General features: G+C 66.1%; 15 protein-coding genes and 1 pseudogene. 6 read left to right on the top strand and 10 right to left on the bottom strand.

All coding sequences use genetic code 11. The annotated features are described in order from the left end of the window. Positions 1-291: 291 nt before the first annotated feature. Together ABIB49_RS01050 and ABIB49_RS01045 are read left to right on the top strand one after the other, a co-directional pair. Positions 292-606 (top strand): annotated as a pseudogene (locus ABIB49_RS01050) (recombinase family protein); the annotation flags it as partial. Positions 607-1,098: 492 nt separating this feature from the next. Then, positions 1,099-1,272 (top strand): hypothetical protein, encoded by a 174-nt coding sequence (locus ABIB49_RS01045; protein ID WP_354156580.1) that lies wholly within the window; start codon positions 1,099-1,101, stop codon positions 1,270-1,272. 723 nt (positions 1,273-1,995) lie between these two features. Here ABIB49_RS01045 and ABIB49_RS01040 read toward each other — a convergent pair. Further along, the gene (locus ABIB49_RS01040) at positions 1,996-2,391 is read right to left on the bottom strand and encodes a hypothetical protein (protein ID WP_354156579.1); all 396 of its coding nucleotides are present in this window, start codon (positions 2,389-2,391) and stop codon (positions 1,996-1,998) included. A gap of 335 nt (positions 2,392-2,726) precedes the next feature. On the opposite strand from ABIB49_RS01040, the gene ABIB49_RS01035 reads away from it, so the two are divergent. Then, positions 2,727-3,050 (top strand): IS110 family transposase, encoded by a 324-nt coding sequence (locus ABIB49_RS01035; protein ID WP_354156578.1) that lies wholly within the window; start codon positions 2,727-2,729, stop codon positions 3,048-3,050. A gap of 256 nt (positions 3,051-3,306) precedes the next feature. Here the strand turns inward: ABIB49_RS01035 and ABIB49_RS01030 are convergent, their stop codons facing one another. The 3 genes from ABIB49_RS01030 to ABIB49_RS01015 all read right to left on the bottom strand — a co-directional run bounded on the left by ABIB49_RS01030 (position 3,307) and on the right by ABIB49_RS01015 (position 5,388). Further along, positions 3,307-3,708: a (R)-mandelonitrile lyase gene (locus ABIB49_RS01030; protein WP_354156645.1), complete on the bottom strand. Its 402-nt coding sequence runs from the start codon at positions 3,706-3,708 to the stop codon at positions 3,307-3,309. A gap of 157 nt (positions 3,709-3,865) precedes the next feature. Beyond that, the gene (locus tag ABIB49_RS01020) at positions 3,866-5,068 is read right to left on the bottom strand and encodes an MFS transporter (RefSeq protein WP_354156577.1); all 1,203 of its coding nucleotides are present in this window, start codon (positions 5,066-5,068) and stop codon (positions 3,866-3,868) included. 32 nt (positions 5,069-5,100) lie between these two features. Next, positions 5,101-5,388 (bottom strand): hypothetical protein, encoded by a 288-nt coding sequence (locus ABIB49_RS01015; protein WP_354156576.1) that lies wholly within the window; start codon positions 5,386-5,388, stop codon positions 5,101-5,103. Positions 5,389-5,423: 35 nt separating this feature from the next. On the opposite strand from ABIB49_RS01015, the gene ABIB49_RS01010 reads away from it, so the two are divergent. Together ABIB49_RS01010 and ABIB49_RS01005 are read left to right on the top strand one after the other, a co-directional pair. Next, positions 5,424-5,690, top strand: a complete 267-nt coding sequence (locus ABIB49_RS01010; RefSeq protein WP_354156575.1) for a hypothetical protein — start codon at positions 5,424-5,426, stop codon at positions 5,688-5,690. Between the two features lie 173 nt (positions 5,691-5,863). Next, complete coding sequence (locus ABIB49_RS01005; RefSeq protein WP_354156574.1) at positions 5,864-6,757, top strand: helix-turn-helix transcriptional regulator; 894 nt, start codon at positions 5,864-5,866, stop codon at positions 6,755-6,757. A gap of 152 nt (positions 6,758-6,909) precedes the next feature. Here ABIB49_RS01005 and ABIB49_RS01000 read toward each other — a convergent pair whose 3' ends face one another. The 6 genes from ABIB49_RS01000 to ABIB49_RS00975 all read right to left on the bottom strand — a co-directional run bounded on the left by ABIB49_RS01000 (position 6,910) and on the right by ABIB49_RS00975 (position 12,013). Further along, entirely contained in the window at positions 6,910-7,287 is a 378-nt protein-coding gene (locus ABIB49_RS01000; RefSeq protein WP_354156573.1) for a hypothetical protein, read from the bottom strand. Between the two features lie 151 nt (positions 7,288-7,438). Next, positions 7,439-8,233 carry a glycosyltransferase family 2 protein gene (locus ABIB49_RS00995; protein ID WP_354156572.1) on the bottom strand — a complete coding sequence of 265 codons (795 nt, stop codon included), beginning with the start codon at positions 8,231-8,233 and terminating at the stop codon, positions 7,439-7,441. A 5-nt stretch (positions 8,234-8,238) separates the two neighbouring features. After that, on the bottom strand, positions 8,239-9,642 hold the full coding sequence (locus ABIB49_RS00990; RefSeq protein WP_354156571.1) for a PIG-L family deacetylase: 1,404 nt from the start codon (positions 9,640-9,642) through the stop codon (positions 8,239-8,241). Beyond that, positions 9,636-10,751 (bottom strand): acyl-CoA dehydrogenase family protein, encoded by a 1,116-nt coding sequence (locus ABIB49_RS00985; RefSeq protein WP_226774677.1) that lies wholly within the window; start codon positions 10,749-10,751, stop codon positions 9,636-9,638. The genes ABIB49_RS00990 and ABIB49_RS00985 overlap by 7 nt, the downstream gene beginning before the upstream one ends. Positions 10,752-10,912: 161 nt before the next feature. Continuing rightward, complete coding sequence (locus ABIB49_RS00980) at positions 10,913-11,590, bottom strand: O-methyltransferase (protein WP_226774678.1); 678 nt, start codon at positions 11,588-11,590, stop codon at positions 10,913-10,915. A 54-nt stretch (positions 11,591-11,644) separates the two neighbouring features. Beyond that, positions 11,645-12,013: a thiamine-binding protein gene (locus ABIB49_RS00975; protein WP_226774679.1), complete on the bottom strand. Its 369-nt coding sequence runs from the start codon at positions 12,011-12,013 to the stop codon at positions 11,645-11,647. A 193-nt stretch (positions 12,014-12,206) separates the two neighbouring features. Here ABIB49_RS00975 and ABIB49_RS00970 point away from each other — a divergent pair, with 193 nt between their 5' ends. Continuing rightward, on the top strand, positions 12,207-12,839 hold the full coding sequence (locus tag ABIB49_RS00970) for a TetR/AcrR family transcriptional regulator (protein WP_226774680.1): 633 nt from the start codon (positions 12,207-12,209) through the stop codon (positions 12,837-12,839). The last annotated feature ends 14 nt before the right edge of the window (positions 12,840-12,853 follow it).

The following is a 12,853-nucleotide window of genomic DNA, read 5'->3' as shown; positions in this document are numbered from 1 at the left end:
GGTCAGGTGGTTGCGAGCCACAAAATGTCAACTTCCGAAGTCGTCTGCACGGAATGTCCACACTCGTCTGCACGACCCACTAAATTCCCGTGGGGAACGTCCTACGGGAACACTTCTCGACCAAGCGGTTTCACTGCTTGGCGGGCATCCGTCCGCCAGGTAATGCGTGGTGTCGACCCCGCCGTCGCAAATATCTCCGGCATGCACGCTTAGGCTTGTTGTCCAGCCATCCCGTCCACGCCTGCGACGCTGGACAGTAGCGGTGGCCCTGATCTGGCTCAACACGCACGCCCGGAGGAGTTGCTCCTCTTTAACGTCCTGGCCATGGTCGCCGAATTCGAAGCCGATCTGATCCGCGCACAAACCCGTGAGGGAATGGCCGTCGCCAAGGCGAAGAGCCGCCTGCGGGGGAAGCAGCCCATGCTCTCAGAAAAACAGGAAGCGCACCTGGTCTGCGTACACCGGGCGGGGACCCACACGACCGTGGAACTGGCCGAACTCTTCGCGGTAGCGCGTTCCACCGTCTACGGCGCCATCAAACGCGCAGGCGACCCCACGGGACCGCTTAGCGTGAAATTTCGTCGGGGCCCCGAGCGAAGGCCTTAACGCAATAGCCGCAACCGTTCCGTGCAGACATCTTCGGTGCAAAACGCCGGGTTGCGCAGGCCGGTTCGAGCAACTAAATGTTCAGAGTCGTCTGCACAACCCCGTACTTTCACGGGTGCTTTGTGCAGACGACTCCGAATAGTGACACTTTTGAACGCGCCTGATTGTTTGTAGCGGAAACGGTCGTTTTGACCGGGCGACTGTTTTGGCGCATGGGCGCAGTGAGACCGACGCCGCACCTGCTTCCGATGCATCTAGGGTGGAACTATGGGGGAAACAACACGCGAGCGAATTTCCAGTTGGATACCGGGCAGCCGCAGGAGGAGTGTCCTCGCGGGGGCGGCCGTGGCAGCGATCCTCGTCCTCGGTTGGGGCGCCTACGCTGGCACCCTCCTATCGATCGCCGGAGCGCAGGGCTGGTCCGGAATTGCTTGCGATGGCGAATACCGGTCGGCCTCCTGCGCCTCTACGTCGGTGTGGCGGCAGTTTGAAATGACTATCACCCTCGCCCAGCTTGTAGCCCTGCCCATCCTGGTCTTCAACGGGGTCAGATTGGCTTCGGGGGCCTGGTTCGACCGCGGCTGGATGCTATGGCTCGCTGCGGTCCTGCTGATCTGTATCGCAGTGGCTCCTCTGAACAACCCACAGCTCAGCTACCTCCCGTAGCCTTGCCGTTCCCACCCGGTTCTGCCGGCCTGCCGGGAACAGCCTCGAAAATCGGCCGTTTTGACCGTGGCGCATAGGGCACGCGGGGTTCTGTTGATCGAAGCAACGCCATATGAGTTCCGAGCGCCTGGCCTGTGACTTTCGGCGATAGATGGCGGCTTTTTCACGGCGCTATTTGGCGCTTGGTTGAGCCCGCCATCCCTTACCGGGACACCCGGGCTTTACGGATCCGCTTAAGGTATTGGAGGGGCCAACTAGACTCGCTTGAACAACGAGGTTTGGGGAACCGATATGAGTACGCCAATAGTGCCGGCCAAAAAATCGACTAATCGACTAATCGACTGAACCGGCTGTCCGTCGCAGCCATCATCTTCGCCGTAATCGCCGCCTCCGGCGTCTGGATCTTTGGCACCGCAGTTGTTGCTGTCTTTGCGGTGGGGTCCGGACACATGGCCCTCAGCCAGATTGGGTTAGGGAGAACGCGGCCGTGGTCTGGCCATTGTTGCCCTGGCCATCGGTTACGGCATCGCCACGTTCGCGTTGATCAATACGTTGATGTTCATTCCCGGCCCGCTTTAGCAGCTCGTTGGCTAGCGTCCATCCCGACGAAAGTCCGGCCTAATGAGTGCACGGTAAAGGATCCCCTATCGAGCGCAGGAGCACCCGGTAGGCCACGGTCGAACGCGCACCAAATGACGCGGTGAAGCAAATGGTGAGTCGATGTCAGTTTGTGGCCGGCGAAACCGGTTGCCGACGGTCAAGACGGAAGAACGCGATTTCTTTGCCCATCGCGTACCCGGCCGCCGATGTCGGGACGGGCACGAAGGCGAGCCCCTGCCAGGGATGGGGCAACAGGAGAAGTACAGCCAATCCGGTGAAGATCAGAGCGTAGATCGGCCAGTGCGGGCCGCGAATGCCGGTCAAGAATCCGACGGCGCCGCCGATCAAGAGCGCAGCCCCGGCGACCAACAGTGCAGGCGAAAGCGCATCAAGTGGCACGGAGGTGAAGAGAAGGACGAGCAGCCCGGCGAAAAGCACGGCGGGAATCGTTATGCGAAGCCAGAAATCTCGGGCGGTCCGCCGTCGATCCAACACATGTTCGTCCACAATGTTCCCCAATCCGTCCTCTACCTAGCTTACCGAGCGCACAGCGAGACGTCGGGTGCCGCAGTCCAGTGTGCGGTGGCAGCGTGGGCACATCGCGCCCGTAAGCCAGTGAGGATATAGGTGGCATCACCTACGGGGTCTGACTCACCGTAAGCCTGACGCGATGTTGTTGTCCTTCGACCGATTGGTCGACCTGGTGGGTGATGCCGCTGCATACGAACGGCTCGGTGGCGTGACCTCATAGGAGCATGCGTTCAAAGCGCCCATCACTGGCTTGTCCGTCCCACTCGAACACCGTGTGCCAACTCAACAGCTGACGTTGAACGCGATCGAGAAGAGGTACGGCCATGACCCGCAAGAGCCCTGCTACCGACATCATCATCGGCGGAATCGACACCCACGGACACACCCACCACGCAGCCGTCCTGGATCATATCGGTCGTCAGCTCGGGGACCGGGAATTCCCCACCACACCTGCCGGCTACCAGGCACTGGGTGCCTGGTTGACTCGACATGGCCGGCTAGAGTGCGTCGGGGTAGAAGGCACTGGCACCTATGGTGCTGGACTCACCCGGTACCTGAAAGAAATTGGCGTGACAGTGGTGGAGGTCAATCGACCTGATCGCTCAGCACGTCGGGCGAAAGGAAAATCCGACCCGCTGGACGCGTAAGCGGCCGCCCGCGCCGCGTTATCAGGGACCGCCGGAGGCCAACCCAAGACGCGCAACGGGAGGATCGAAGCGATCCGTGCGACAAGACCGACGGGCCCATGGGCACCCGATACGAAGACGGCGAGGGCGGCAGATGATGCCGCTGCCGCTGTCTTGGAAAACAATTGTTTTCAGAGACATCGAAATGCCCATTCGAAGTTGGTCCGGATAACGGGCGCAGCTGGGAGCGGCAGCGGCCCGAACCGTTGCGGTCTACCTAGTTGCCGTTGTATTCGTCGTCGGTGATGTGCTCGCCCCAGGTTGTCGTGGTGGTGGGGTCTTCGCCGTTCTGGAGCATGGCGATGTGTTCCATGAAGCAGCCGGGGGCGGCGGCGTGCCAGTGCTCTTCGCCGGGCGGGGTGTAAAGCGTCTGGCCGGGGTGGACTTCAATGATCGTGCCGTCGCGGCCGCCGAAGCGTGCGACGCCCTGGGTGATCCGAAGGTACTGGCCGTGCTTGTGGGAGTGCCACGCGGTGCGGGCTCCGGGGGCGAAGCGGACGGTGGCGATGACCATCGTTTGGTCCGGCTCGTGGGGCAGCGCAATTGGGTCGAGCCAAACGTCGCCGGCGAACTGGGCTGCCGGGTTTTTCGAGGTGGGCACAGAGGGTTCGATGTTCATGGTTTTCCTTACTTCGGTGTGGTGGTCGACGCTGCGGTCGGGGCAGTAATCGGCCACGACGACTGGCTTCAAGGCACTTCCCGGCGAATAACGGTTGCGAGTGTTCATGGATGATCCTTTCCGGAGATGCGGGGAGAACCAGGCCGGCCGATGTTTGTTAGAGGCGGGCGGGGAAAGCGGTGCGGCGCCCGTAGATGGTGAGCATAAGCGCGGCCAGGCCGGCGACGATCATCACGACCGTAAGTACCAGGCCGCTGAAGTTCGTCAGCAGGGCGGCGCCGAGGATGCCGGCGGTGAAGATGGCGAGGTTGAACGCTACCGGCAGGAACGAGTTGGCGACGTCGGAGTCCGCGCCTCCGGTGGTGGTGAGGGCGGCTTGGAGTTGGGCGGCCGCCCCGCCGAACGTGATCCCCCACAGCACGGTCGCGGCGATGATCGCCGGGGCCGATGTGTGGCCGACCAGCAGCACCACCGCAGCCGCGATGAACAGGGCGACGCTTCCGTGCAGCAGCGGGCGGGGGTGGCGGTCCAGGAGGGCACCGGTGATGATGATGCCCGCGATCGAGGCGACCCCGAAAATGAAGAGTTCGACGTCGACCGTGAGGCTGCTGCTGGTGGCCCGCAGGTACAGGGCGATGTAGGTGTAGATGGTGTTGTGTGCCAGCATCCAGGTGAAGATGACGGCCAAGATCACGGCGATGCCGGGGATGCGGAACACCCGGGCCAAGGGAAGCCGGGAGGTGCCGGGCTGCCCTTCGGCATCAGGCGCAATCGCCGCGATGAACATACCGGCTACTACGGCGACCGCGGTGAGTCCGGCGAAGGCCCACCGCCAGTCGAATATCGTTCCGAGCCAGGACCCCAGGGGTGTGCCGAGAGCGAATCCGACCGGCGCCCCGACGGAGACGATCGCCAGCGACAGGCCCGCACGGGAGGGCGGGCTGATCTTCCGGCCGTAGGCGGCCAGCATTCCCCAGATGATTCCCGAGAACGCGCCGGCGACGAAACGCGATACCAGTGACAGGGTCACGTCGTTCGAGAGGGCGGTGATGGTGTTGGCCAGGATGAGGCCGAGGATCGCCGCCATTAGCAGCGGCTTGCGGCGCATGCCCCGGGTAAGGGTGATGGCGGGGATCGTGATGATGACCGTGCCGAGGGCGTAGGCGCTGACGAACAGCCCGACGGTGCCTTCGCTGGTCCCCATCCCGGTGGCGATAACGGGCAGCAGACCGGCCGGCATGGTCTCCATCGCGACGAGGACGAAGCCGATGACGGCCAGAGCGGCCAGAGTGGCGAGCGGCAACCGTTTTGCCTGCTCAGCAGATACCGGTGCCGGCATCGGAAAGGTGGTGGTGTTCATTAGTCTCCTTGCCCGCAACTGGGTTGCGCGGGTCACTTGCTGGTCGGGAACGGTTCGGCGTACGTGCCGCGGTGGGTGTGGTGCTCGCGCAGCCGCTGCGCGGGGGCGCCGGGATCGTTCTGCGGGTGTCCGGGTTCGATCGCGCCGTGGGTGATTAGCTGTCCGACGTGAATGTCTTCGGCGCCGAGGATCTCGTTGAGAACAGTCGCTGGCGCGGCTTCGCCGGCGAAAGCCACGGACGTCCCGGCAACCGACGGGTTCGGCCGGGCGGCGATACCGCAGTTGACGAACGGGACCTTTCGCCGTCCCAAAGTGCGCATACCATCCGGAACTTGGTGGACCGTGGCGACGGACTGTGGTCCGGGACTTCGATCGGGTCGAGGTCGTGTGCGGCCTGCTCCAGCGCGGCGGTTCGGGCTTCCGGGTCCCGGACACTGGCGGCGTAGCCCCGGCCGGTGAAGCCCTCCGCGTTGAGTTCCTCAGCGAGCAGAGCGAGCTTGCTCTGGTTGCGGGAGATCAGGGCGATACCGAAGCTTTCGGCTCCGAAGCGGCGCGTGATGGCTGCCCTGAGCCCTGTGCCGGCGTCGACGATTCCTATAACCGTCATAACGTCCTTCCTTGAATATGAGGCGGCGTCTTCCAGCGGGAGAGGTCGGCGTCGAGAACCTCGCCCGGGCGGTGCCGCCGTTAAGTCCTTACCCAGTCAATACGCCAACCATCCTGGGGAGGAGTCTCTATCAAGGGGTGTACCAGCAGGGCACCCCAACGAAGTTCGCAGGGACGTATTCTCGTGGCATGGACAACAAAGCCGAGGTACGCGAGTTCCTGATGTCGCGCCGCGCGAAGGTCACCCCCGAACAGGCTGGCCTTCCCGCCGGGCCGAACAGACGCGTTGCCGGGCTTCGCCGCACGGAAGTTGCGACACTCGCAGATGTCAGCGTCGAGTACTACGCCAAGCTCGAACGTGGTGCTATTGGAGGAGCCTCCTCAACCGTGCTTGACGCCATAGCCCGCGCCCTTTTCCTCGACGACACGGAGCGGACCCACCTCTTCGACCTTGCCCGTGCGGCCGACGGCATTCCACTCTCCGGGCGTCCCCGCCGTCGATCCACGAAGAACACCCTAAGTCGGCCCAGCCTCCACTGGGTGCTCAGCACGATCACCGCCGGCGTTGCTTTTGTCCGCGACCAACACCAGGACCTCCTGGCCACGAACGAGCTTGGCCGGGCCTTCTATTCGCCACTCATCGGCGACGGCGGTCGCACTCCGAACCTGGCCCGCTTCCAGTTCCTCGACCCCGCATCCCGCGATTTTTATCCGGACTGGGAGCTCTTCGCTCAGATGTGTGTGGCGATCATGCGTACCGAAGCCGGCCGTGATCCCAATGACAAAGGGCTCCAAGACCTCGTTGGTGAGCTGTCCACGCGCAGCGATGCATTCCGGCACCTCTGGGGCGCACATGACGTCCGGACCCACGGGACCGGCACAAAACGGTTCAACCACCCCGCCGTCGGCGAACTCACTCTCGCCTACGAAGAACTCATTATTACTGCCGACCCGGGCTGCGTCCTTATGATCTATACCGCCGAGCCCGGCTCGCCCAGCGCTGAGCGGCTGCGACTACTCGCCAGCTGGGCAGCTACAGGATCCATAGCGGCTGCGCCGCGTTCAGGCATCTCAAATATGTGAGGCCTCAGCCTGTCGGCAATCCCAATCACAGCGCACTGGTCGCGATTCCTCCGCGTCCCGACTGCCTTTGGCTTCAGGAAACGCGGCATCGGGCGTGCGCTTGTGACCGAGGTGGCACGATCTGCCGCCTGCACGTAAACCCGATTCTTCTATCAGGATTGGCGGGACTTCGCTTCGTGCCTGCGAAATATCGCGGCGACCACCGCCACGGCCGCGGCACCCATCAGAACGGATGGAACGACGCCAATGGAGCGCCAGAGCAACGCAAATGGCAGGAAGCCGGCAGCGTAGACGGCTAGGTTGCGGAGCACTCTGGTCTTAGTCGTCATCGGCTGATGCCGTAGAACGCTGGAGGTTCGAGGGCGGCGCCCGATGAAGTACTTCGCGATCACGGCGACGCCGATCGGCACGAAGATGATGCCAGTGACCAGGCGCAGGGTCTCAACCGGCGTCCAGGCAAGAAATATTGCGGCCCAGACCAGGAAAAAGACCCCGGCTACAAGCCCCGCTGGTGAGGGTCGTTGTCTCATCAATTTCCTTCGGTGCGGTCCTGAACGTTATTTGCCCGACGGCCATGCGCCCGCTCGTGGCATGTGACGACCCTACCCACCTTGGTCCCGAAATCAAGTTACAAGGTTGCGGGCGAAGGTCCCAATAACCCCGAAGCGCCCTAGGTCCCCGTCAGTCGTCCGCAGGTAGCTGATGCCTGCCCAGCGTCCGCAGATATGCGGCAAAACCGTGCGGCGCCCTCGCCTGGATCCGGCCTGAGGTTAGCACTCGCATACTGTCGGTGGCAGTCACGGTGAAAGCGCGGCTCCGAAGGCTTTGCACCAGGGTCCGGTCCTCGTGCGAGACGAGTTTCGGGAATCCTCCGGCGGCCAGGTAGGCAGAGGCCCTGACACCGAAGTTGGCGCCGTAGATGTGCGGGTGGTCCTCCTCGAAGGGGTGGCGTTGCAGCCAGCGCCGCAGCAGCTCCGGGTCCATCCCTGCGGGGTCCGGTTCCACCGAACCCAATACGGCGTCGGCTCCGGCCTCGGCGAACTCCAGCTGGCGGACCAGCCAATGTTCCGGAACCCGCGAGTCGGCATCAGTGTTGGCCAGCCACGTCCGGCCCGCCCACGGCGGCGGGGTCCACCGCTTGCCGGGCGGCCGCCGCCGGGGTGAGCCGATGCCGGCGGCCCGGGCCCCGGCCGCCCGGCTGGCTCCGGCGCTGTGGAAGTCCACTTCGAGGGCACTAAAACGCCCGTCCGCGGCAGTGTAGCGTGCCGTGATGACGGCAGACCCGTCGGTGCAGCCGTCCAGCACAACTGTCACGCCAACTTCCACGTCGGGCCGGATCCGGTGCAGCGCGTCAGCGGCGCACTGCACCGCCAACAGGGCATCGTCGAGGTGCTGGTCCTCGTTGTGGGCAGGAATCACCACAGCGATCCGGTCGATGCCGCATCCGCGGGGCAGCGGCAGCGCATGGGCAACCATTCCGCCTAACCCTCCGGGCCCGGAACGACGGCGGTTTCCAGCGGAGCGGTCAGGACCTCCAGGATGAAGTCACGTTCGCGATACAGTCCGGCGTCGCTCCAGCCGAGTTGGCGGCGTGCTGCGGCGTGCACTGCGTCGCCGTCGAGCTCCCAGCCGGAGATCGGATGACGCCAGTGGCACAGGACCAGGGAGCCGCCGGGCAGGAGCGCGGCCTCGACCCGTGCGAACAGCCCGGCCAGCTCACCGGCTGCGAGGTAGTAGCCCACCTCGGAGACCACAATCAGGTCGAACCGGCCGTCCGGCCACTCCTGCGGGACAGTAAGCCGGCGGGTCCGGGCCGCGGGCAGGTGGTCGAGGCGCCGGGCGGCGTGGGCCAACGCGGCGCTGCTCGCGTCGACAGCCAGGAACGTGGTGCAGCGTTGTGCGAGTTCCGCGCTGAGCGTTCCGATCGAGCAGCCGACTTCCAGCCCTGCGGCATATACCTCGCCGGGCAGGGCGGCGAGGGTAAGCGAGCGTTTTCGCTGTTCGTACCAGCTGGTGGTGTACTCCCAAGGGTCGTCGGTTTCGGTGTGGACAGCATCAAAAACGCCTTCGGCGTCGGCGGCGGCGTAGGCGCCGGTGGCTCCAGTGGGCCGCTGCCAGGCGAACGTCTCAAAGGGCCGTTCGAAGTGGCCCAGGAAGGCCGGCGAAAGCAGCGCTTCGTCCCCTGGCTGACCGGAGAGTGCCTGGACCTGCGACGAGTGGGCAGCCATCGCCGCTGCCTTGGCCCGTTGTTCCGCGGGATCCAGCGGCAGGCGCAGCCACGACTGCCATGCGGGGTCCGTGGCGTCCGCCCAGAGCCAGTACCAGATGGGGTATTCCAGCAGCCCGTGGCCGCCGGCATTGGCGGCCTCGGCCGCGGCGGCGCCCAGTTCTTCGTGGTCTGTGTGGCCGTCGTGCCGGTACGGGGCCACGAGCGTAATGCCGGCCGGAGGCAGCCCCGAGTCGGCAGTTGCCTCGGCGATCGCACGCTTGAGTGCCGCGCGCAGCTCTTCCCGGTGGTCGGCGAGCCTGCCGTCCGGCAGCCCGAGGAACCGCCACTCCGGTTCCGGCAGCAGGCGCTCGAGAGCGCCGCCGAATTCTTTGAGCCGCACGCCGGCGAGCTGTTCCGGCGTCGTGCTGGGAGAGTCCGGGTGGGAGGACTCCCCGGCCGTGCACAACAGGACAGTGACGCGTGCGCCGAGCCGTTCGAGCCGAGCCATCAGACCGCCGGCACCAAGGGATTCGTCGTCCGGATGCGCGGCCAGGACAATAACCACCCGGCCGGCACCCTCCCCCGGCTCAAGCAGCAGCTCCGGCCGGGCAACCAGCCCGCTGGCCGCCCAGGCGGCCTCGCTGGTCCCGGCGTCCTGATGGGTGAAGCTCACCATGGGTGGTCCCCTTTGAGCGTGCGGGCACCGAGTTGCGCGTCGTCGCGCATGGTGTGGTGCTGGCGGATGTACAGCGAGAGGTCAGCCATACGCTTCCCATAGACGGGATCGAACGCGAGCGGGGCGGGCCCGAGATTCTGGCTGACAAGGGCCTGGATGTGTTCGACGGCGGTGGCCACCTGTCCGCGGACGCGCAGGGCCTCGCTCCAGGCGCCGCTGCCCGAGAGTTCCCCGGCATCAATTGCCTCCGCCGTCCGGGCCAGGTAACCGGTCAGGGCCGTCAGGGTACGGTCAATCTCGCCGAGGTGGGCGAGCGCGAGCTGGTCCGGTTTGCGGCCGCCGTCGGACGCCGCAACCAAAGCCTCCTTGAACCCGCGGGCCACCGCGACGGCGCCGCCCAGCCAGCAGGCCGCAACGCCCATGCCGCCCCAAGCGAAGCCGGGCCGGCGGTAATACCAGCCGGCGGCGCCCAGTGGCACGGCCGGAACGGCGTCGAAGCGCACTGTGCCGCTGGGGATTTCCCGGAGCCCCAGGCTGCTCCACCGCGGGTCTTCGAAGCTGACGCCCTGGGCATGGAGGTCCACTGCGAAAGCCGCCCTGCCGCCGTCGTCCAGGTGGGCGGTCACGACGGCGTGGTCCAGCTGGGCAGCCAGCGAGCACCATGGTTTGGCGCCGTGCAGCAGGAAACTGCCGTCAGTGGCTTTGGCCTCGAGCCGCAGGCCTGCCGCTTCGGCGGCAAACACACCCCAGGCGCCGGCGTCCGGGCCGTTCCGGTCCGGCAGCGCCGCGTGGCGGGCCGCTTGGCTGCCTGCGGCCAGGGCGGCGGACTGGGCGAGGATTGCCGCCGCGTCCAGATGCGGTTCAATGGCCCGTCCAGCCGCAACGTCGACGGCCGTGACGGAAGCCAACATTTCCCAGAGGAACGCCGTCCCTCCCTCGCCGGGGTTCGGTGCGGTTTCGGCTGCGGATTTGGCCAGCTCCAGCAGGGCCGGGACGTCGCCGACGGCGGACCGGGCTTCCGCCAGCAGGGGGCCGAGGCCGGCCAGGCGCTCCGGCCCGGAGCTTATCCGCACGGCCAGGGGCTGCTGGGAGGGTGGCTTCCGGTTCATTCGGGCCTGTTCTCCTTCGAATGGTGTCTGGTGCTTTGTCGTCCGCGCCTGCCGGCCGGACAACTGTTCGGCATAGGGCGACTCGCTCAGTAAATCTAAGCACACTTAGCACTTTTCGGATTCCGGCGTCAGTTCCGGCGCCGGCGGGAGGCCCCCCGCTGCTACAACACCCGCGCGAGGGCGAAGCCGTCCCAGCCTTTGGTGCCCACCGTCTGGATCACGGTGCCGTCCAGCCTCGGATCCTGGCCCAGCATGTCCAGGGCGCTGATGATCCCCCGGGCAGTGACGGGGTCCAGGGCGGGGTCCAGCACGGCACCCTCCCACACCATGTTGTCCATCACGATGGCCGTGCCGGGCCTGCCGAGGCGGATGGCCCAGTCGAGGTAGTGCGGGTTGTTTTCCTTGTCCGCGTCGATGAAAACGAAATCAAAGGGCTCAACGTCCTCGTCGGCGAGACCTCGCAGCGTCGCAAGCGCGAGCCCGGTCCGGATCTCCACCAGGTGGCCCAGGCCGGCGGCGTCCACATTGGCGCGGGCCACGCGGGCATGTTCGGGCAGGTATTCACAGCTGAGCAGCCGCCCGCCGTCGGGCAGTCCCTGTGCCATCCAGATGGTACTGAACCCCGCCAGCGTCCCGATTTCCAGCACGCGCCGGGCGCCGGAGAGCTGAACGAGGAGTTTGAGCAGTTTCCCGGCGTTGGGGGCCACCTCGATGGGCGGCATCCCCGCCTCAAGCGCCGTGGTGAGGGCGCGTTTGAGGGAGTTGTCCGCCCGGACCACAACGGCGGACAGGAAGTCTTCGACGGCGGACCAGCGGGCGGTGGGCTGATGCTCGAACATTGCCCCAGTCTTTCAGCTGCCCCGCCCCGGCGGTAGGCCCGACGGGGCCTGTTCCTAGCCGGCTGCCGGGCTTGAGGCGCCCCCGATGGCTTCTTCCAACCGGTCGAGCTTTCCGGTCAGTTCGCCCGTAAAGCCCGGGCGAATGTCCGCTTTGATGACCAGCGAGACCCTGCTGCCGTAGCGGCCGACAGCCTCGGTAGCGCGCTTGACGACGTCGAAGACTTCATCCCACTCGCCCTCGATTGTGGTGAACATCGAGTCCGTGTGGTTCGGCAGGCCCGACTCCCGCACGATCCGGACCGCTTCGGCGACGGCGTCGTGCACCGATGCCTCGTCCGAAGCGATGGCCCGGGAACCGGCTTCCGGGCCATCGGCCGTTCGCGCGGGACGGCCGGAGGGTGCGACGGAGAATGCAAGCAACATGGGCCCAGTCTTTCACGTACGCCGCCGCCCCGCGGCATGGCTGGCGGGCGGGGGCGTCAGGGGCCCGGACCGGAACCCGGACCGGGCCCCGGAACCCGCCCCCCGGCCGCTACCGCTGCCGCGCATACCGTCACATTCCCGCCTACCCGGGAGTAACCTCCCCGCCCCGGGTGCGCGTTGCTACCCTAAGCAAATGAACCGGGCAGCAGACCGCAAACCGCTCCGCGCTGATGCCGCGCGGAACGTGGACAAGATCATCACGGCCGCCCGCCTGTGCTTCCGTGAGCACGGCCCGGAAGTCCCGCTGCAGACCATCGCCGTGACCGCAGGAGTCGGCCCGGCGACGCTCTTCCGGAACTTCGCCGACAAGGAAGAACTGGTCCTCGCCGCACTGCACCGCCAGCTCGGTTTGCTGGTGGACCCGGTCATCGAGGAGGCCCTGGCCGGTCCCGACGCCGCCGACGGCCTCTTCCGTGTTATTGACGCGCTGATGGGCGTCGCTAGCGAAGAAGCCAACCTGCTTGGTGCCGTCGCTGGCCGGCGCGGGCTGCTGACCGGCATTACGGGGGACTTGATTGAGTCCGTCGCCGTGCTCCTGGGCCGCGGACAGGGCCAGGGTACGCTGCGCAGCGACATTTCGATGACCGACCTGATCCGGCTGCTGGCCATGCTGATTGGCGTGGTGGACACCATGGAGGCGGGTTCGGATGCCTGGCGCCGTGCGGCCGCCCTCGTCGAGGACGCGATCCGTTCGGAACGCCCCCACCGGCCGCTGCCGCCGCAGGCGCCCCTGCCGGGAACAGCCTTCGACTCCGTCCTTGGCTAGGGCCCGGCCTTGGC

It is taken from the genome of Arthrobacter sp. UYCu512 (genome assembly GCF_040547075.1).
Taxonomy (GTDB): domain Bacteria; phylum Actinomycetota; class Actinomycetes; order Actinomycetales; family Micrococcaceae; genus Arthrobacter.
This window is presented reverse-complemented; position numbering and strand designations above follow the sequence as displayed.

Coding starts and splice junctions, on each gene's coding strand:
- ABIB49_RS01045 (WP_354156580.1), top strand. CDS start 1,099: ATGACTATCACCCTCGCCCAGCTTGTAGCCCTGCCCATCCTGGTCTTC.
- ABIB49_RS01035 (WP_354156578.1), top strand. CDS start 2,727: ATGACCCGCAAGAGCCCTGCTACCGACATCATCATCGGCGGAATCGAC.
- ABIB49_RS01030 (WP_354156645.1), bottom strand. CDS start 3,708: ATGAACATCGAACCCTCTGTGCCCACCTCGAAAAACCCGGCAGCCCAG.
- ABIB49_RS01020 (WP_354156577.1), bottom strand. CDS start 5,068: ATGAACACCACCACCTTTCCGATGCCGGCACCGGTATCTGCTGAGCAG.
- ABIB49_RS01015 (WP_354156576.1), bottom strand. CDS start 5,388: ATGCGCACTTTGGGACGGCGAAAGGTCCCGTTCGTCAACTGCGGTATC.
- ABIB49_RS01005 (WP_354156574.1), top strand. CDS start 5,864: ATGGACAACAAAGCCGAGGTACGCGAGTTCCTGATGTCGCGCCGCGCG.
- ABIB49_RS01000 (WP_354156573.1), bottom strand. CDS start 7,287: ATGAGACAACGACCCTCACCAGCGGGGCTTGTAGCCGGGGTCTTTTTC.
- ABIB49_RS00995 (WP_354156572.1), bottom strand. CDS start 8,233: ATGGTTGCCCATGCGCTGCCGCTGCCCCGCGGATGCGGCATCGACCGG.
- ABIB49_RS00990 (WP_354156571.1), bottom strand. CDS start 9,642: ATGGTGAGCTTCACCCATCAGGACGCCGGGACCAGCGAGGCCGCCTGG.
- ABIB49_RS00985 (WP_226774677.1), bottom strand. CDS start 10,751: ATGAACCGGAAGCCACCCTCCCAGCAGCCCCTGGCCGTGCGGATAAGC.
- ABIB49_RS00980 (WP_226774678.1), bottom strand. CDS start 11,590: ATGTTCGAGCATCAGCCCACCGCCCGCTGGTCCGCCGTCGAAGACTTC.
- ABIB49_RS00975 (WP_226774679.1), bottom strand. CDS start 12,013: ATGTTGCTTGCATTCTCCGTCGCACCCTCCGGCCGTCCCGCGCGAACG.
- ABIB49_RS00970 (WP_226774680.1), top strand. CDS start 12,207: ATGAACCGGGCAGCAGACCGCAAACCGCTCCGCGCTGATGCCGCGCGG.